Source organism: Nocardia sp. NPDC058176, from assembly GCF_042883805.1.
In the GTDB taxonomy this organism is placed as follows: Bacteria; Actinomycetota; Actinomycetes; order Mycobacteriales; family Mycobacteriaceae; genus Nocardia.
On record NZ_JBHVVA010000001.1, the window covers coordinates 2,599,196 to 2,616,570 of the forward strand.

Genomic DNA, 17,375 nt, shown 5'->3' on the forward strand with positions numbered 1-17,375 from the left:
TGCTGACAATTGTGCCTGTTCATCGTGCCCCACAGGCTGATTGAGTTCGACTCGAGTCCTTACTCGGTGAGATCCAGGAACCGCCGCACCTGTTCGGCCGCCTCGACGGGGTGACCGGCCTGGATCGGCGCGCCGATCGATTCGACTTTCCACTCGGCGCCGTCGCGATACAACTTGGCCACCACCATGCCCGTGTTCGGGCCGCCGACCTGAAGATTCGACCGAACCAGCTCGGTGTTGTTCGCGCCGTTGACCAAGCGCCAGAACGCGTTGCGGACCAGCTCGAAGGTGTGCCCCGCATAGGAGGTGACGACGAAGACGACGGTGGTGATCTGGGCCGGGAGCCTGGTCAGGTCGACGGTGATGACCTCGTCGTCGCCCTCGCCGTCACCGGTCAGGTTGTCGCCCAGATGGCGGACCGAGCCGTCCTTGGACGCCAGCCCGCCGAAGAACGCGGCGTCCACCAGCGTCTCCCCGGCGAACAGCAGCGCCGAGGCGTCGAGATCGATGTCGACCTCGCGCAGGCCGTACTGACCCTGCACCCGCACCGGATCCCAGCCGAGGCCCATCTTCACGAAGGCCAGCGGGTCGTCGCCGTTCCGCAAACTGATCTTCGGCGTGGCGGAGTTCGGGCGGGATTCCTTGGGACGAACGGGCTTGTCCGGCAGCGGAATCGGGACCGCACGCGGTGCGGCGGCCGGTGCGGGCGCCGGGCTCTCGACGGTGCCGCCGTGCGCGGCGACCAGCGCGTCGAAACCACCGCGATACCCCGCGCCGACCGCGCGCACCTGCCAGCCGCGCTCGACCAGATCCAGGTCGACCGCGATGGCCGTCGATTCCGGACCGGCTCGATCGATCACGTAGTCGTACAGCGGATTCCCGTTCGCGTCGTCCACACTCACCTCCCCCGGCGCATAGTCCTCGAGGTGCGCGGACCGATCGGCCAGCGTGACCACGATCCGGATGTGCGCGATCCCCGCCGGCACGGACCGCAGCGCGACCACCAGCGAATCCGCCCGTCCGCCCAGCCCCGGCGCGAGTCGCACCCCCGGCCCCACCGGCCTGCCACGGAAGACCAGGCCACTGCTGTCGAGCACCGACCCCTGCGCGGTCAGCAGCAAGGCCGACAGCTCGATCGCCGCGGAATGCCGCACCGAGACCACAATCTCCTCGACCGCGATGACGCCGGTCTGCCTGTGCGCAAGCGATACACCCATCTGTCCACTCTAGGCAGACTCGGGCCCCCAGCAGCAAGGCAACACAACACCATTGAGAAATCCATGGAGCCCACCCGCCGGGCCACTCGCGGGTTGTTCGGGAGGGGATGTAGTTCCGGCCTCGACTGTGACCTGTCCCTGGTCCCCGGCGCAACGGCCTATCGGGCGTCGATACCGCTTAACGTCGTCGGCGGCACAATGGTTGGTCGGAAGGTTGCGGCGTGGTTACTACCCAGGCGAAGCTCGAGGAACTGGTCAAGACGCTGGCGGTGGCCGCGGAACCGGCGGGCGAGGCGGGGGTCGCGAAGCGGGCGAAGAAGGGGATTCCGAGTGTTCGGCGGCGGATGGACATGCTGCTCGATCCGGGGACGTTCATCGAGATCGGCGCGCTGGCCCGCCAACCCGAGCAGCCCGACGCGCTCTACGGCGACGGGCTGGTCACCGGGCGCGGGCTGATCGGCGGCAGGCCGGTGGTGGTGATCGCGCACGATCAGACCGTGTACGGCGGGTCGGTCGGCGTCACCTCGGCGCGAAAGTTCATGCGGGCCTTGCAACTGGCGTTCGACAACGCCTGCCCGGTGGTGACGATCAACGATTCCGGTGGTGCGCGCATCCAGGACGCGGTGGGCTCGATCGCCTCGTTCGGTGACATCTCGCGGGTGCTGGAGAAGCTGTCGGGATACGTGCCGCAGGTGTCGATCATTCTCGGCAAGTGCGCGGCGGGGTCGGTGTACGGGCCGATCAACACCGATGTGCTGATCGGCACCAAGGATTCCTACATGTTCGTCACCGGGCCGGAGGTGATCAAGGCCGTCAACGGCGAGGACATCTCCGCCGAGGATCTCGGCGGCGCGCAGGTGCAGGCCGAGCGCGGCACCCTGCATCACGTGGCCGAGACCGAGCAGGACGCCTACGCGTGGGCCCGCGACTATCTCGGCTTCATGCCGACGAGCTGCGTGGAACAGCCGCCGATCGTGAATCCCGGGCTGGAGCCGGAGATCACGGCCTCGGACCGCGAACTCGACTCGATCATTCCCGATTCCGATCGCGCCGGATACGACATGCACGAGATCCTGCTGCGGATCTTCGACGACGGGGACTTCCACGAGATCCGCGCCGCCTTCGCCCCGAATCTGATCACCGGATTCGCCAGGGTCGACGGCTGTCCGGTCGGCGTGATCGCCAATCAGCCACTGGTGCTCGGCGGTTCGATCGACGCGGCCTGCTCGGACAAGTCGACCTATTTCATCCGCCTGTGCGACGCGTTCAACATCCCGCTGGTCTTCGTCGCCGACACCCCTGGCGTGCTGCCCGGGCTCGAGCAGGAGGCCAATGGCGTGATCGTCCGCGGCGGCCGGGTGCCGCGCGCCATCATCGAGGCGACGGTGCCGATCATCAATCTGGTGGTGCGCAAGTCCTATGGCGGCGCCTACGGCATGATGGCGGCCCGCCAGGTCGGCGCGGATGTCAGTTTCGCCTGGCCGACGGCCCGGATCGCGGTGATCGGCGCGGAGAGCGCGGTCGACTTGATCGGCAAGCGGCAGTTGGCCGCGGTGCCGGAGGAACATCGCGCTGCGGCGCGGGAGTTCATGATCAACCAGTACAACGAGACGGTCGCCACCCCGTGGGTCGCGGCCGAACGCGGCTACATCGACGCCGTCATCGAACCCTCGCGCACCCGCCTCGAGATCCGGCACGCGCTGCGCCTGCTCCGCGACAAGGCCCCGGTCACCACGGAGTTCAATCCGCGCAAGCATCCGATTTACCCGATGTGATCAGCGCGGCGACCCTAGGCTGAGGCCGACCTCCGGCCGGGTCGCCGATGCGCGGGCCCGGTCTCCGGATCGACCCGAGGAATCCGATGAACCTGTCCCGTTCGACGTCTCGTGTGTTCGGCGCCGTGGCGGTCGCCGCGACCGCCGCGGTCCTGCCGACGACGGGTTCGGCTGCCGCCGAGCCGGTCTCGTGTCCGCAGTGGACGCCGCGGACCGTGGCCACCGGGTACGGGATCCTGGAGAACCTCGGTTTCGACGGGCGGGGCAATGTGCTGCTGTCGGAGCAGTCGGCCTCGGGCACGGGCGGATCGTTGCAGCGCCGGGGCGCCGATGGGTCGACCTCGGTCGCGGTCGGCGACATCGCGGGGCCCGGCGCGGTGCTCGTCGTCGGTGACATCGCCTACTTCACCACCGGCAACAGCGCCACCGCCGCGCTCACGGGCAGTACCGACGGCGCGATCCGGGCGGTGCACCTCGACACCGGTGTGGTGACGACGGTCGCGAAGGGCATGACGATGCCGAACGGGTTGGCGCAGTTGCCGAACGGGGATTTCGTCGTCAGCCGGGACATCGGCGCGGGCACTCTGACCCGGGTCGCGCCGGACGGCACGGCGACGCCCTACGCGCCGTCGCTGTCGTCGACCAACGGGCTCGCCTTCGATCACGCGCGCGACCGCCTGGTCGTGTCGACGACATTCGATCCCGAGACGGTGGTCGCCGCGGTCGACTACGCCGATCCCGGCCGGGCACCGCGCCAGGTGGTGGTTCCCGGCTTCGGGCCGCTCAACTCGGCGGACGATCTCGCCGTCGGACCCGACGGGGCGGCGTACGTGGCGCTCAATGTCGCGGGCCGGGTGCAGCGGGTGGATCTGGATACGGGACAGACCTGTTCGATCGCCGACGGGCTGCCGCTGTCGTCGTCGGTGCGGTTCGGCGCCGGGCCCGGCTGGAATCCCGACGCGCTCTACGTCACCAGCCTTCTCGGCACGATCACCGAGCTCACGCCACCGACCCGCTGAGACGACAGCGGGCCGGGTCCGAGGTCCGATGACCCCGAGCCCGGCCCGCCGGCCGATCCTGTCTAGGCGGACTGCCCGTCGAGGCGGGATTCGATCGCCTCGATGATGCGCGGACGCAGGTCGGCGACGCTGACGATGGCGTCGACCGAGCCCACCTCCACCGCGCGCTGGATGTTGTGCACGCGGTCGAACTCGGCGGCCACGTCGCCGAGCTTCTCCGCCCGCACCGAGGACCGCAGTTCGTCCAGTTCGGCGGTCAGGGTGGCGCGGTCGGTGCCGAAGGCGCTCGCCGCGCGGGTCTCCAGCTCACGCACCCGCGGATCGGCCGCGGTACGGGTGTTGACCTCACCGGCGAACACGACCGCGGCGGCGGGCGCGCCACCGAGGACCGAGGCGAACGAACCCTCCAGGGCGAGCACCGTCATGTTCGGGTTCAGCGCCTTGGAGAACACCACGAACGCGCCGCCGTGGTAACGCGAGATCACGCAGAACACGATCGGGCCGTCGAAATTGACGATGGCCCGGCCGATCTCGGCGCCGTACTCGAGCTGCAGCTTGCGCATCGACTCCGGGGAACCGTCGAAGCCCGACAGGTTCGCCAGCACGACCAGCGGCCGGTTGCCGCTGGCCGCGTTGATGGCCCGCGCGGCCTTCTTCGACGAACGCGGGAACAGCGTGCCCGCGGTGTAGGTGTCGGGTCCGTCGGTGGACGGGAAACCACGCCGCGCCACATTGCGGGACTCGATGCCCAGCAGGCACACCGGGATACCGCCCAGGTGCGCGTCCTGCACGACGGCGGTCTCGGCGTCGGCCATCCCGGCCCAGCGCTCCAGCACCGGGTGGTCCTGATCCGACAGCGCCCGCATGACGGTGCGGATGTCGAAGGGCTTCTTGCGATCCGGGTTGGCGGCGGCGGAGAAGATCTCGCCGACGGTGGCGAAGGTGCTGTCGGCCAGCACATGCGGGAACCCGGAGACATCGCGGTCGACCGGGTCGGTGGTCAGTGCCCGGCGCGGGCCCTGCTCGCCCGGCGCGACATAGGTGTGCTCGTAGTGGGCCATGAGCACATCGCGCGCGGCGGTCAGGTTCGGCGCCCAGTACTGGGCCTGACCGTTGGGGCCCATCACCCGGTCGTAGCCGCCGATGCCGAAGTTGTCCTCGGCGGAGACACCACCGGAGAAGTCCAGCGACTGCTTACCGGTGAGCACCATCGCCGAATCCGGGGTCATCACCAGCACACCCTTGGTGTGCATGAGCATGGTCGCCTCGGCGTTCCAGTACGGCTGCGCGCCGACATTGATGCCCGCGACCACGATGTTGATCTCGCCGCCGTCCTGGGTGAACTCGACGATGCGCTTGAGCGCGGCCGCGACCCAGTCCATGTTCTCGGTACCCGAGGCCATCGAGATCCGGGCACCGGAGGACAGCGCGTACCACTCGAGCGGGACCTGCAGGCTCTCGGCCAGATCCAGCGCGGCGATCACCCGGCGGCACTCCGGCTCCGACAGCGCGCCGAGGGATTTGGTGGGATCGCCGAGCAGCAGCACGCGGGTGACGCCCTGCGGATGCCGCGCGGTCGCGGTGGTGACCACGCCCGCCACGAGCGCGGCGGTGTTGCGGCCCTTCGGACGGTCGACCGGTACCAGGGTGTGGTTCTCGTCGAGGTCGTACTCGGCGAAATCGCCGAGCAGACCGGTCAATTCGTAGGGGTAGACGGTGTTGCGCGCGGCGGCCCGCAGCACCTTCTGGCGGTACTCGTCGAGCGGCTCGACCGGCTCGTCGGTGGGCTCGCCCACCGTCACCTGCGGTCCACCGGTGGCGCCGAAGGCGATCCGGACCGAGACCTTGGTGAGCTCACCGGTCTTCGAGTCACGCTGGCGGGCGATGAGCAGGATCTCCTCGAGCCCGGCACCCGCGGCGGTCGGCAGCACGTGGCCACCGATCGTCTCGAGCTCGGCGCGGGTGACGTCCATCGGCGGCCAGATGTACATCACGATGCGGTTGGTGTTGAGCCGCTTGGCCGAGGGCCGCCGCGACTGGGCGCGCCGGATCGAGTCGACACAGGTGGCGATGGTGGACTCCGCCGTCGGCAGCGCCAGCAGGCGGCCGTCGTGCTCGCGCAGCGCCGCCAGGTCACGCACCTGGGCGAAGGCGATGAGGCGATCGTCGGAGGGGTTCTCCTTGGCCACGCACCGGAACAGGTAGATCTCCTCGTCGTCGGAGGACTGCAGCCGGGTGAGGTCGAACTTGCGCAGCCGCTCCATCTGCATCCGCTGCGCGATGTAGGGATGCAGGCCGCGGATCAGGCGCTCCTCGGCCATGCCGGTGGCCGAGGGCCGGAAGGTGAAGTGGTGGTGCATGACCGCGTTGTCGCTGCCCGCGACGGTGGCGGTGATCCGGTGCACCTGGTTGGGCACCGGGTGCGCGCCGAGCACCTCCTGCAGGGCCGCGGCCATCGCGTCGAAGTCCTCGGGCTGCGATTCCCAGCTGAGGTAGATGTCGGCGTCGATGGAGGCCGCGCCCGCGGCCAGTTCGGCCAGGCCGTCCAGGGCGGTGTCGAGCGCGTCGAAGCTCACCGCGGCCGAGACCAGGCTGGAGCCGTCGCGCTCGGCGACGACGAAGGTGCAACCGGCGACCTGTTCGGTCCGGACGCCGGTGAGGCCCTTGTTGCCGTAGTAGCGGCGGGTGAGCACCTCGAGCATGACGGTGTTGTCGGGCTTGTCACGCACCAGCCGCTGGCCCAGCAGGCGCACCAGCGGCTCGGTGCTGCGCACCATGTCGGAGATGCGCTCGGCGCGATCGGCCGAATCCGGGTGCGCGTCCAGGTGACTCAGGTTCTTGCGGACATTGGTGTAGACACGGGCGCGGTTGCGCCGCAGCAGCGGCTGGCCGTACCAGGCGTACACCAGGCCGCGCGCGAGATCGGCGACGACCGGGAAACGCACCTGGGTGGCCGCGACCAGGCGCTCCAGCGCCAGACCGGTGGGCTCGCGCAGCACCTGATCGGGCATCGGCTCCTGCAGCCACTCCCGCAGCAGGGTGGTGATCACCGCGACGGTGTCGGCGGGCCGCTGCTGGGCCAGGAAGATCCGGAAGACCGCGGCCTCGAGCTCGGGCGTGCGGTCCAGTTCGGTGACGCCGTAGTGGCCGAGCGCCGCGGCCAGTTTGGCCTGGTAGGACTCGGGCAGACCGGCGCGCTCGACATCGAGGCTCTGCAGGTAGGTGTGGAAGTACTCGCGGGCGCTGTGCAGGTGGCCCTGGGCGCCGTCGTCATCGGCGGGACGGTTGTGGCTCAGTTCGGCGAGGTCGGCGAAGACCTGCACGAGTTCGAGTTCCTCGCCCAGCGGGCGGACGTTGTCGGCGACGGTGTCGCGGCGGGCGGCGAGGTAGTCGTCGAGAACGCGACGGTCGTCGTGCGGGTCGACGTCGAAGCCCAGCAGCAGGCTGCGCAGGTCCTGGCGACCGCGGGTGAGCCGCTCGTGGGCACGCAGGGTGGTCGGCTCGGCGGGCAGGTCGAGTTCGACGGTGCCGACGGTCGCGGTCTCGGCGGACTCGTCGTCATCGGCGATCGGCTCGAGCCGCAGCAGCGGCGCGCCCGTCTCGACCTGGGTGCCGACCGAAACGGCGCATTCCTTGAGCCGGGCCCGGAACGGCGCGCGCAGCACCGTTTCCATCTTCATGCTCTCCAGCACGAGCACCGGGGCGCCCGCCTCGACCTCGGCGCCCACTTCCAGCGGGGTGCCGACGACCAGCGCGGGGGCGGGCGAGCGGACGACACCGCCCTCGTCGCGGCTGATCCGGTGGGTGATGCCGTCGACGTCGACCACGTGGGTGGGGCCGTGCGTGCCGGTGATCAGGCGGTAGCGGCTGCCGTTGACCACGATCTGGCCGGTGTGGTCGTCGAAGCGCTCGAGATCGACATCGGCGGTGCGCAATTCGCCGCCCGCCTCGATGCCGACGCGGAAGCGGTGCGCGCCGATCCGGGCGACCCGGACGCGGTAGCCCGCGCCGCGCAGCTTCAGGTCGAGCGGGCGGCCGCTCTCGTGCTGGACCTGCGGACGGCCACCCGAGGCGGTGGAGAGCAGGCGGTGCTGTTCGGCCCGCTCGTCTTCCTCGTAGGCGTCGATGGCGGCGGCGGCCAGCGCGATCGTCGAGTGCCGGTGGGTCACCAGGCGGCCCTCGCCGCGGACCCGGTCGATCCAGCCGGTGTCGGCGCTGGCGTCGATCACCTCGGGCTGGTCGAGCAGGTCGAGCACGAAGCTCTTGTTGGTCGCGCCGCCCTCGATGACGACCCTGGTCTGCGCCATGGCGCGACGCAAGCGGCCGAGCGCCTCGCCGCGGTCGCGGCCGTAGGCGATGATCTTGGCGATCATCGAGTCGAAGTCGGCGGGGATGGTGTCGCCCTCGCTGACGCCGGTGTCCACGCGGATGCCGGGGCCCGCGGGCAGGTCGAGGCGCACGATGCGGCCGGGGGCGGGGGCGAAGTCGCGGTCGGGGTCCTCGGCGTTGAGCCTGGCCTCGATGGCATGGCCGCGCTCGGCGGGCGGGATGCCTTCGAGCTTGCCGCCGGCGGCCACGTGCAGCTGGGCGTGCACGAGGTCGAACCCGGTGGTGGTCTCGGTGATCGGATGCTCGACCTGCAGGCGGGTGTTCACCTCGAGGAAGGCGAAGAGCTGGTCACCGGGGTGGTAGAGGAACTCCACGGTCGCGGCGCCGCGGTAGCCGACCTTGATGGCGAGGCGCTCGGCCGAGGCCTTGAGTTCGGCGGTCTGCTCGGCGCTGAGCACCGGCGAGGCGGACTCCTCGATGACCTTCTGGTTGCGGCGCTGCACCGAGCAGTCGCGCACGCCCAGGGCCCACGCGGTGCCCTGACCGTCGGCGATGACCTGTACCTCGACATGGCGGGCGCCGGTGACCAGGCGCTCCAGGAAGACGACACCACTGCCGAAGGCGCGGGCGGCCTCCTGGCGGGTGCGCTCGTAGGCGTCGACGAGTTCGGCCTCGTTGGTGATCACGCGGATACCGCGGCCACCGCCGCCCGCGGTCGCCTTGAGCATCAGCGGGTAGCCGATCCGGGTGGCGGCCTCGATGGCGTCCTCGACGGTGTCGACCGGGCCGCGGCTCCACGGGGCGACCGGCACGCCGACTTCCTCGGCGATCAGCTTGGCGCCGATCTTGTCGCCCAGCTTGCGCATGGCATCGGGGCTGGGGCCGACGAAGGTGACGCCGATGTGGTCGCACAGTTCCGCGAACGCGGGGTCTTCGGCGACGAATCCCCAGCCGACCCAGGCCGCGTCGGCCTTGGTCGCCACCAGGGCCTGCTCGAGCGCCTTGAGGTCGAGGTACGGGCGGGCCGAAGCCGGGCCGAGGTCGTAGGCGATGTCGGCCTCGCGCACGAAGGTGGCGGTGCGGTCGACGTCGGTGTGCAGGGCGACGGTCTCGATCCGTAGCCCGGTCGCCGCCGCCAGATCACGGACGGCATGGATGAGGCGCATAGCGGCCTCTCCCCGATTCACGATGGCGATGCGGCTGAACACTCGCCGACTCCCTTCCTCTGCAGTGGTCATGGCCCGGCCGGGCACGGGTGCGACTTCGAAGCTTCAGCACCGAGTCTGCACGCCGGTCACTCGTATGTGTACAGCGCGCCAGGGTTACCCGCACGTATCGCGAGAATCGTTATCGCTGACGTCGCTTTCACGAGGTAATCGCCCCATCGGCCCGAGAAGTTTCGCGGCCGGGTCGGCGAACACCCGCGTCCAGTCGTTCCGCATGCTCACGACCGTCCATCCGTTGCGGTCGGCGTGGTCGAGCGCTTCCTCCGCGCCCGCGTCGTAGTCGAACTCGCGCTGCGCGTCGTCGTGGCGGACGAGCATCCGCAGCGCGGGGGCGCCGGGCAGCTCGGAGAACGCAAGCATCGGGATGTCGCCGTTGGAGTTGCCGACCGACAGGATCGGCCTGCGTCCGATCCTGCTCCAGATCCGCACCGGCTTCTCCGGCCCGTCGTCGAAGAAGTCCATCGTCGGCTCGTACAGCAACTCCGCGCGACCCGCTCCCGCGCGATAGGTCAGGCCGAGCGAGCTGCCGATGACCCGTTCCGGCGGCACGCCGTAGAGGGTACGGGCGACCGGGCGCATGAAGTCGCGGTCGCCGCCGGAGGCGATGTAGCTGGTGAAGCCGTGTTCGTCGAGCACGCGCAGCAACTCGGCCATCGGGGCGTAGCCGCAGTCACGATAGGGGCGCGCCAGGCTGGGATGCGCGCTGGTGCGGAAGAATCCGCTGACCCGCTGCTGGTACTCCTCGACGCTGATCTCGCCGAACGCGCGGGTCACCCCGTCCATCAGCACCGCGAGATCGCTGTCGTCGCCGCGATAGTGCTTGATCAGCGCTTCGTTCAGCCAGGTCAGGTCGCCCGTGTGGGCGGCCTGCCAGGGCTGTCTGGTGCGCAGCTCGACGTCGTGGTCGGCCATCTCGCGCAGCCGCTGGATGGTGAAGTCGAGTTGTGGCTGCATCGGTTTCTCACACCACAGGGTGCCGTCGTTGTCGAAGACGGCCACCCGCGCCGCGGGTTCGACATGACCGGAACCGTTCGGCTCGGTGACGCGCGCGAGGAATTCCTCGATGGCGCCGCGGGCACTGCCCTCGGTCCACGACCCCAGTGCGGCAACCATGGCCTGTCCTCCCCGCAGGCATGGCGGGGGCCTGCGACCTCTGAGTCAACCCGCTGCGGCCCGCGATCCGAATCACCCGGATCGGGTGATTCCCGGCGGAACGTCGTGACCGCGTGGGTGTCGCCCCGGCGCGGGGGTTCGGTTCTGGCAGTCTGGCCAGGTGACCGGACCGATTCTCGCGGTATCGACGGCGCTGGTGATCTGGGCGATGTTCGCCGGGTGGTTCGAGCGGCATCGGGTCACGGCGCCGATGGTGGTGGTCGGGGCCGGGATCGTGATCGGGGCGTTCGGGCGCGACACGGTCGGGGAAGCGCTCAACGCGTCGGCCGCCCTGCACGCCGCCGAGCTCATTCTGGCGATCCTGCTGTTCATCGACTCCTCGGAGGTGCGGGGCAGGTTGCTCGGCAGCCGTCCCGGCGCCGCGCTGCGGGTGCTGCTGGTGGCGACGCCGTTGAGCATCGCCGCGGCCATGCTGCTCGGCGCCCTGGTGTTCCCCGATGTCGGCTGGGCGCTGCTGCTGGTGCTCGCGTGCGTGGTGGTGCCCACCGACTTCTCCCCCGCCGCCGCGACCCTGCGCGACGACCGGGTTCCGGCCAGGGTCCGCGATGTGCTCAACATCGAGGCGGGCTACAAGGACGGGCTCCTCGCCCCGGTGCTGTTCTTCGGCATCGCCCTCGCCGCGGGCACCGCGCCCTCGGACAGCGTGCTCGGCGCGCTGGGCGCCGCGGGCTGGGCGATCGCCGTGGCGATCGCGGTCGGCGCGGTGATCGGGTGGCTGCTCGGCCGCGGCGTCAACGCGGCCGAACGCCGCGGGCTGATGACCGCGCAATCGGGTCGGGTGGTCGTCGTCGTTGCCCCGGTGCTGGCCTTCGCCGCCTCGTACGGGCTGGGCGGCAACGAATTCGTGGCGCCGTTCCTGTGCGGTGTGGTGTTCCATCACCTGCGCCGCCGGTCCGAGCACTTCGCGGACGGTCACCGGTTGATCGACGACGTCGGGTTCCTGCTGACCGCCCAGATGTGGTTCGTCTTCGGCGCCGCCGCCTTCCTCGCGCTCACCGGGGACGTGACCTGGCAGCTGATCGTGTTCTGCCTCGCCGTGCTCACGGTGGTGCGCATGGTGCCGATCGCGCTGTCGCTGATCGGATCCGAGTTCAGCAGGACCGAGGTACTGCTCGTCGGCTGGCTCGGTCCGCGCGGAACCCCCTCGATCGTGTTCGGCCTGATCGCCTTCAACCTGCTGCCCGCCGACGACGGCGACGACATCCTGAGCGTCATGGTGCTGACGGTGCTCGGCAGCATCGTGCTGCACGGGGCGGGCTCGCCGCTGGCCGCCCATCTGCTGGACCGGCGCCGCGCCCGACGGCAGGCGAACACCGCCGGGCGCTGACGCGACTCAGCGACGCCAGTCGGTCGGGGTGAACTGCTCGATGTGGATCCGCGCGTCGGGCACGTCGGCGGCCCGCAGTTGGGCACGTGCGGTGTCGAGGAATCGGTCGTTTCCGCAGACGTGGACATCGGCGTCGCCGGGAAGTTCGACAGCGGTCAGGTCCAGCCGACCACGGTGGGTGTCCTCGGTGTACCAGAATTCGGTGCGGACGTTGTCGAGTCGCTCGACCAGGGCGAGGACGCGCGCACGCAAGGGGTGCTCCGACGCGCGGCGATCCGCGTGCAGGACCGTGACCGGCCGGCCGGGATCGTGCGCGGCGAGGTGTTCGAGGATGCCGACCATCGGGGTCACGCCGATGCCCGCCGAGACCAGCACCAACGGCGTGGTGGCGTCGGGGTCGATGGTGAGATCGCCGAAGGGCAGCGAGATCTCGAGCCGATCGCCGGTCCCGACCCGCTCGTGCAGCCAACTCGACACCTCACCGGCCGGGCACCCCGGCGCCGCGGCGACCCGCTTCACCGCGAAGGTCAGCGTGCCGTCACCCGCCGCGCCGATCAGACTGTACTGACGCAGTTGACGCGCACCGTCGGTCAATCGCACGCCGACCGAGATGTACTGCCCGGCAACGAATCCCGGCAGTTCCTCGGCGGGATCGACGGCCCGGACCCGGAACACCGCCGGACCCGCGGGATCATCGGTCCGCTCGATGACGGTCACCGCGCGCCACACCTGCCCCGGCTGCACGCCCGCGTCGATGTAGAGCCGCTTCTCCAGGTCGATCAGCGCGTCGGCCATCAGCCAGTACACCCGGTCCCACGCCTCGGCGACCGGCGCGGTGACGACCTCGGCGCCGAGCACCTCCACGATCGCGGCGAACAGGTTGTCGTGCACCACCTGGTACTGCTCGGCGGTGATGCCGAGCGAGGCGTGCTTGTGTCCGATCCGGGCCAGCATCGCCGCCGGGTGCGGCAGGGCCGGGTCGACGAGATAGGTCGCGAAGGCCGCGATCGAGGCGGCGAGCGCGCGTGGCTGGCTGCCCTGCGCCTGGTTGCCGCGGTTGAACAGATCGCGTCGCAGGTCCGGATGCGCCGAGAACAGGGTCCGGTAGAAGACCGTGGTGATCTCGTCGATTGCGGCGCCGATGGCAGGCAGGGTCGCGCGCACGGTCGCGGCGTGGTCGGGCGTGAGTTCGGGGTGCGAGCGGGTGGGTGCGGTCATCGGGACTCCTCGTCGGCGGGCGCGCGCGGTGTCGTCTGCGCGCGCAACGGCAACAGCTGACCGGCCGTCCCGGCGACGAGATCGGCCACCGTGTACCGGTCGAGCTCGCGATGGAAGGCCTCGGTGGCCTGCGACATGGCATGGCGCAGGCGGGATCCGGCGATCATCGGTCGCGTCGGCGGTCCGGCCACCTCGATGCCCTCCGGCCGAGGTTCCAGCAGCCGGATCAGGCTGCCGAGAGTCGTCGTCCGCGCCCTGTCGGTGAGCACGAGCCCGCCGCCGCGGCCGCGACTGGTCGCGAGCACGCCCGCCTCGACGAGCCGGGCCACGACGGTGGACACGGCACGTTCGGAGGCACCGACCTGGTGGGCGATCGCCTTGATCGTCACCCGGTCACCGTGCTGGTCGGCCGAAGCCAGCCGCAGCACGGTGTGGAGCCCGATCCCGGTCGACGCGGTCAGCTGCATGGCGTCGACGCTACCGCCAGTCGGCAGCTGGATATGCCCTGCTCAGCGGTGTCTTCGATTACGCAGGAGCGTGCGTAATTGCCGTCACAGCCCCGCGCCGGGAACCCGCACGCGCGCACTGTCGCCCTCGGACAGCAACAGCGCCAGCCGCTCGCCCTCCTCGGCGACCTCGGCCCGTTCGGCGCGCGCCAGCGGACGCAGCGCGGTGACCGCGACGGTGCCGTCCTCGACGGTCCAGGTGGCCGCGACCCGGCCATCGACGAGGACGAAGCGCGCACCCGCCACCGACAGCCCGCGATGGGCGTCGTCGATGATCCGGCCGCGGTCGTCGTAGCCGAGCACGGCATTGTCGAAGGCGGGTAGGAAGCGCACGGGCGCCGGGGTGTCGGGATCGGGTAGCGGAGCGCCGGGCAGGTCGAGGAGTTCGCGGCCGCGTTCGTCGCGGAAGGTGACCAGCTCCGGGCGCAGCGCGGCCACCGCCGCGGGCAGTCCGGCGACACCGCTCCACGCGCGGACATCGGCCGTGGCGGCCGGGCCGTAGGCGGCGAGATAGCGGCGAATCATCGCCTGCCCCACCGGATCGGCGACATCGTCGGGCAGCGGGTCGATCTCGCGACCGAGCAGCACCGACACCGCCACATTGCGCACCCCGCCCTTGGCGCGCCACACCCCGCGCGGCGGCAGCTGCGCCACCGGGACGAGCGAGACCAGCATCTCGCCCAGCGCCCGCTGATCGGTCTCGGGCCACCGTTCGACGAGCGTGCGGGCCAGTTCGGTCAGCGACCGGGGTTCGCCGTCGGCCGCCACCGCACGACCGGCCGCGGCCAGCTCGTCGAGGTCGACGCCGTCGAGTTGACGGCGATAGACCCCGACCACGCGCTGCCGCAGCATCGCGTCGTGGCGGGCCCGCCAGGCCAGCACGTCCTCGGCGGTGAGCAGGTGCACCGTGCGGCGCATGAGGTGGGTCCGCAGCACCCGATGCCCGACCAGCAGCTCCGACAGCGCCACCGGCTCGAACCCGCCTACACGCGTCCACAGCCCCACGAACGGCTCCTGCGGCTCCTGCGCCTGCAACCCGCCCAGGTGAGCGATGGCGTCGAACGCCGACACCTCGGCACGATCGAGCAGCATTTGGCGGGCCAGCGTCGCGCGATTCAGCGCGCGGGCATCGAGGACGGTCACCTGGTGAGTATGTGACACCCCACCGACAGATCGGCGCGATGACCGGCGTCGCCAGGAACGCGGACCGGTCGACACCGAATTAGAGTGTCCGGGTGCCCGATCCGCTGGACGGCCGCCGAGGTGGACGCGGCTGCCTGTGCGGTCGACGACCTGGGCGGGCAGGTGACCGAGCACTACCTCACGCCGCTGATCGTCCTGCGCGGTAACCCGACGGCCGGCGCTTGATCCGGCAATCGAGGTTCAGCGGGCGATGTCAGTCAGCAGTCCGTCGATGAGGTGGCCGACCGCGGTTTCGGTGCGGTAGTCGGCGCGGATCGTTCCCCACCGGGGGATCATGCGCAGGACGACCGGGAACTCGGCGAGTTGCTCGGGTGCCTCGTCGGTCCAGCGCGGACGGGGACGGCCCTGCGCCGCGGCGGCGGTGCGTTCGTCGTCGGCGCGGCGCATGGCGAGTTCGCCGAGGACGAAGCGCCAGCTGACGCTGTACATGTACCCGGCGTATTCGTCGTCGGCGCCGAGCGCAACCGCGGTGGACACGAATTCCTCGAGGATCCACATGGCCGCCCGGCCGAAGGACTCCCCCGCGACGAGGATGTCGGTCACCCAGGGCATCCGGTACAGGGTGTCGATCAGATAGGCGACGATCGCGACCAGCCGATCGCGCGGATCCTCGGGCAGCTCGGGCCGCTCCAGCTCCTCGGCACGCGCGCTCAACACCGCGATGAACAGCGCGGCCTTGGTGGGGAAATGGTGATAGACGGCGGCCGTGCTCACGCCGAGCTCATCGGCCAATCCGCGCATGCTGACGCCGTCGTGGCCGCGCGCGCTGACCAGCCGCAGCGCGGTGTCGACCACCACGTCACGGCTCACCCGGACCGGCCGGCCACGCCGTGGACTCGTACTGGCTGACATGCCCCCATTCTCCTGACCGAACCTCTCGACAGCCGTCTCAGGGTGTGCTTAGTTCAATTAAAACACGCGTTTGGAAATTAGGAGGCCGCCGTGGCGGACCAGTCCCGGACACATCGTGGAGCGACGCTCGCCGTCGTCTTCCTGGTGATGTTCCTCGTCTCCCTCGACCTGTCGATCGTGAATGTGGCGCTCCCCGAGATCGACCGGGCGTTCGACTTCGGGCCCACCCAGCTGAGCTGGGTGATCAACGCCTTCATGCTCCCGTTCGCCGGACTGATGCTGCTGGGCGGACGCCTGGCCGATCTCACCGGACGACGCACCCTGCTGCTGGGCGCGCTCGCCGTCTTCGCGGTGTCGAGCGCGTGGGGCGGTGCGGCCCAGCACGGCTGGGAACTGCTGGCCGGGCGCGCCGGACAGGGCGTGGCGGCGGCGGTCCTCGCGCCGATGTCGCTGACCCTGGTCACCTCGGAATTCCCGGAGGGTTCCGAGCGCGCCAAGGCCATGGCGGTGTGGGGCGGCGCCGGTGCCGTCGGCGGCGCGGTGGGCGTGGTCCTCAGCGGCGTGCTCACCGACCATCTCGGCTGGCGCTGGGTGATGTGGGTGAACCTGATCTTCGTGGTCGGTGCCGTGGTGGCGGTGCTGCGCGGCGTGAGCAACACCGTCGCCGACCGGACCGGCCGGGTCGACGTGGCGGGTGCCGTCCTGGCGACCTTCGGGGTGAGCGCGCTGGTGCTCGGCGTCATCGCGACCGACCGCAACGACTGGGGTTCGATTCAGGTACTCGGCTGGTTCGCGGCGGGCCTGGTGGCACTGGCACTCTTCGTCGCCGTCGAGGCACGGGTGGCTCAGCCGCTGGTGCCGCTCGAGATGCTGCGCCGTCGATCCCTGGTCGGCGCAACCGTTTTCGGCTTCCTGCTGGTGAGCGGTCAGGTGGCGAGTTTCTACTTCGTCGCGCAGTTCATGCAGCGCGTGCTCGACTACAGCCCGACCCGCACCGGCTTGGCGTTCCTGCCCTTCTGCGTCGGCGTCGTGATCGGCTTGCGCATCGCCCTGGCGGTCACGCCGCGCACCGGCCCGCGCCCGGTCCTGCTGGTGGGCGGTCTCGTGGGCGCCGCCGGTCTGCTCTGGTTCGGTCAGTCCGACCCGGAGACCACGTTCCTGACCGGAATCCTCGGCCCGTCACTGGTCGGCAGCATCGGCATCGGCGCGTCCATGGTGGCCATGGGCATGGCGGCGGTGTCGGGAATCGAACCGGAGCGCTCGGGTCTTGCCTCCGGAATCCTCAACAGCGCACGGCAATTGGGTGGCTGCCTCGGCCTGGCGGTCCTGGTCACCGTGGCCACCCACAGCATCGGCGACGCCGTCGACCCGGCCTCCCTCGCCCACGGGTACGGCATCGCCCTGCGCTGGGGCGCGGTCCTGCTCGCCGTCGGCGCACTCGTCGCCGCGGCCATCCTGCCCCGGCACACCCCGGCCCCCACCGCACCGGTCATTGCCGCCGAGCCCGCGAAATGACCTCGGCCTCGGCGC

General features: G+C 70.6%; 12 protein-coding genes. 5 read left to right on the forward strand and 7 right to left on the reverse strand.

Annotated elements, in window-relative coordinates:
• Positions 1-59 precede the first annotated feature (59 nt).
• On the reverse strand, positions 60-1,217 hold the full coding sequence (locus ACFVVM_RS12090) for a TerD family protein (RefSeq protein ID WP_387616501.1): 1,158 nt from the start codon (positions 1,215-1,217) through the stop codon (positions 60-62).
• 221 nt (positions 1,218-1,438) lie between these two features.
• Between ACFVVM_RS12090 and ACFVVM_RS12095 the strand changes: the two genes are divergently transcribed.
• Complete coding sequence (locus ACFVVM_RS12095; RefSeq protein ID WP_387616503.1) at positions 1,439-2,992, forward strand: acyl-CoA carboxylase subunit beta; 1,554 nt, start codon at positions 1,439-1,441, stop codon at positions 2,990-2,992.
• Between the two features lie 86 nt (positions 2,993-3,078).
• A complete protein-coding gene (locus tag ACFVVM_RS12100; RefSeq protein ID WP_387616505.1) occupies positions 3,079-4,011 on the forward strand; it encodes an SMP-30/gluconolactonase/LRE family protein in 933 nt (310 codons plus the stop codon).
• 62 nt (positions 4,012-4,073) lie between these two features.
• Here the strand turns inward: ACFVVM_RS12100 and ACFVVM_RS12105 are convergent, their stop codons facing one another.
• Together ACFVVM_RS12105 and ACFVVM_RS12110 are read right to left on the reverse strand one after the other, a co-directional pair.
• Positions 4,074-9,548 (reverse strand): carboxyl transferase domain-containing protein, encoded by a 5,475-nt coding sequence (locus ACFVVM_RS12105; protein WP_387616507.1) that lies wholly within the window; start codon positions 9,546-9,548, stop codon positions 4,074-4,076.
• 114 nt (positions 9,549-9,662) lie between these two features.
• Positions 9,663-10,679: an HAD family hydrolase gene (locus tag ACFVVM_RS12110; protein ID WP_387616509.1), complete on the reverse strand. Its 1,017-nt coding sequence runs from the start codon at positions 10,677-10,679 to the stop codon at positions 9,663-9,665.
• Positions 10,680-10,839: 160 nt separating this feature from the next.
• Between ACFVVM_RS12110 and ACFVVM_RS12115 the strand changes: the two genes are divergently transcribed.
• Positions 10,840-12,066: a cation:proton antiporter gene (locus tag ACFVVM_RS12115; protein WP_387616511.1), complete on the forward strand. Its 1,227-nt coding sequence runs from the start codon at positions 10,840-10,842 to the stop codon at positions 12,064-12,066.
• A 6-nt stretch (positions 12,067-12,072) separates the two neighbouring features.
• Here ACFVVM_RS12115 and ACFVVM_RS12120 read toward each other — a convergent pair whose 3' ends face one another.
• The 3 genes from ACFVVM_RS12120 to ACFVVM_RS12130 all read right to left on the reverse strand — a co-directional run bounded on the left by ACFVVM_RS12120 (position 12,073) and on the right by ACFVVM_RS12130 (position 14,933).
• On the reverse strand, positions 12,073-13,284 hold the full coding sequence (locus ACFVVM_RS12120) for a globin domain-containing protein (RefSeq protein ID WP_387616513.1): 1,212 nt from the start codon (positions 13,282-13,284) through the stop codon (positions 12,073-12,075).
• Positions 13,281-13,751 carry an RrF2 family transcriptional regulator gene (locus tag ACFVVM_RS12125; protein WP_387616515.1) on the reverse strand — a complete coding sequence of 157 codons (471 nt, stop codon included), beginning with the start codon at positions 13,749-13,751 and terminating at the stop codon, positions 13,281-13,283. Before ACFVVM_RS12125 ends, ACFVVM_RS12120 begins: the two co-directional genes overlap by 4 nt.
• 84 nt (positions 13,752-13,835) lie before the next feature.
• Entirely contained in the window at positions 13,836-14,933 is a 1,098-nt protein-coding gene (locus tag ACFVVM_RS12130) for a winged helix DNA-binding domain-containing protein (RefSeq protein ID WP_387616517.1), read from the reverse strand.
• Positions 14,934-15,017: 84 nt separating this feature from the next.
• Between ACFVVM_RS12130 and ACFVVM_RS12135 the strand changes: the two genes are divergently transcribed.
• Positions 15,018-15,158 (forward strand): hypothetical protein, encoded by a 141-nt coding sequence (locus ACFVVM_RS12135; protein WP_387616519.1) that lies wholly within the window; start codon positions 15,018-15,020, stop codon positions 15,156-15,158.
• Positions 15,159-15,173: 15 nt separating this feature from the next.
• Here the strand turns inward: ACFVVM_RS12135 and ACFVVM_RS12140 are convergent, their stop codons facing one another.
• Positions 15,174-15,845 carry a TetR/AcrR family transcriptional regulator gene (locus ACFVVM_RS12140; protein WP_387616521.1) on the reverse strand — a complete coding sequence of 224 codons (672 nt, stop codon included), beginning with the start codon at positions 15,843-15,845 and terminating at the stop codon, positions 15,174-15,176.
• 90 nt (positions 15,846-15,935) lie between these two features.
• On the opposite strand from ACFVVM_RS12140, the gene ACFVVM_RS12145 reads away from it, so the two are divergent.
• Positions 15,936-17,360, forward strand: coding sequence for an MFS transporter (locus ACFVVM_RS12145; protein ID WP_387616523.1), 1,425 nt, complete (start codon positions 15,936-15,938; stop codon positions 17,358-17,360).
• Positions 17,361-17,375 lie beyond the last annotated feature (15 nt).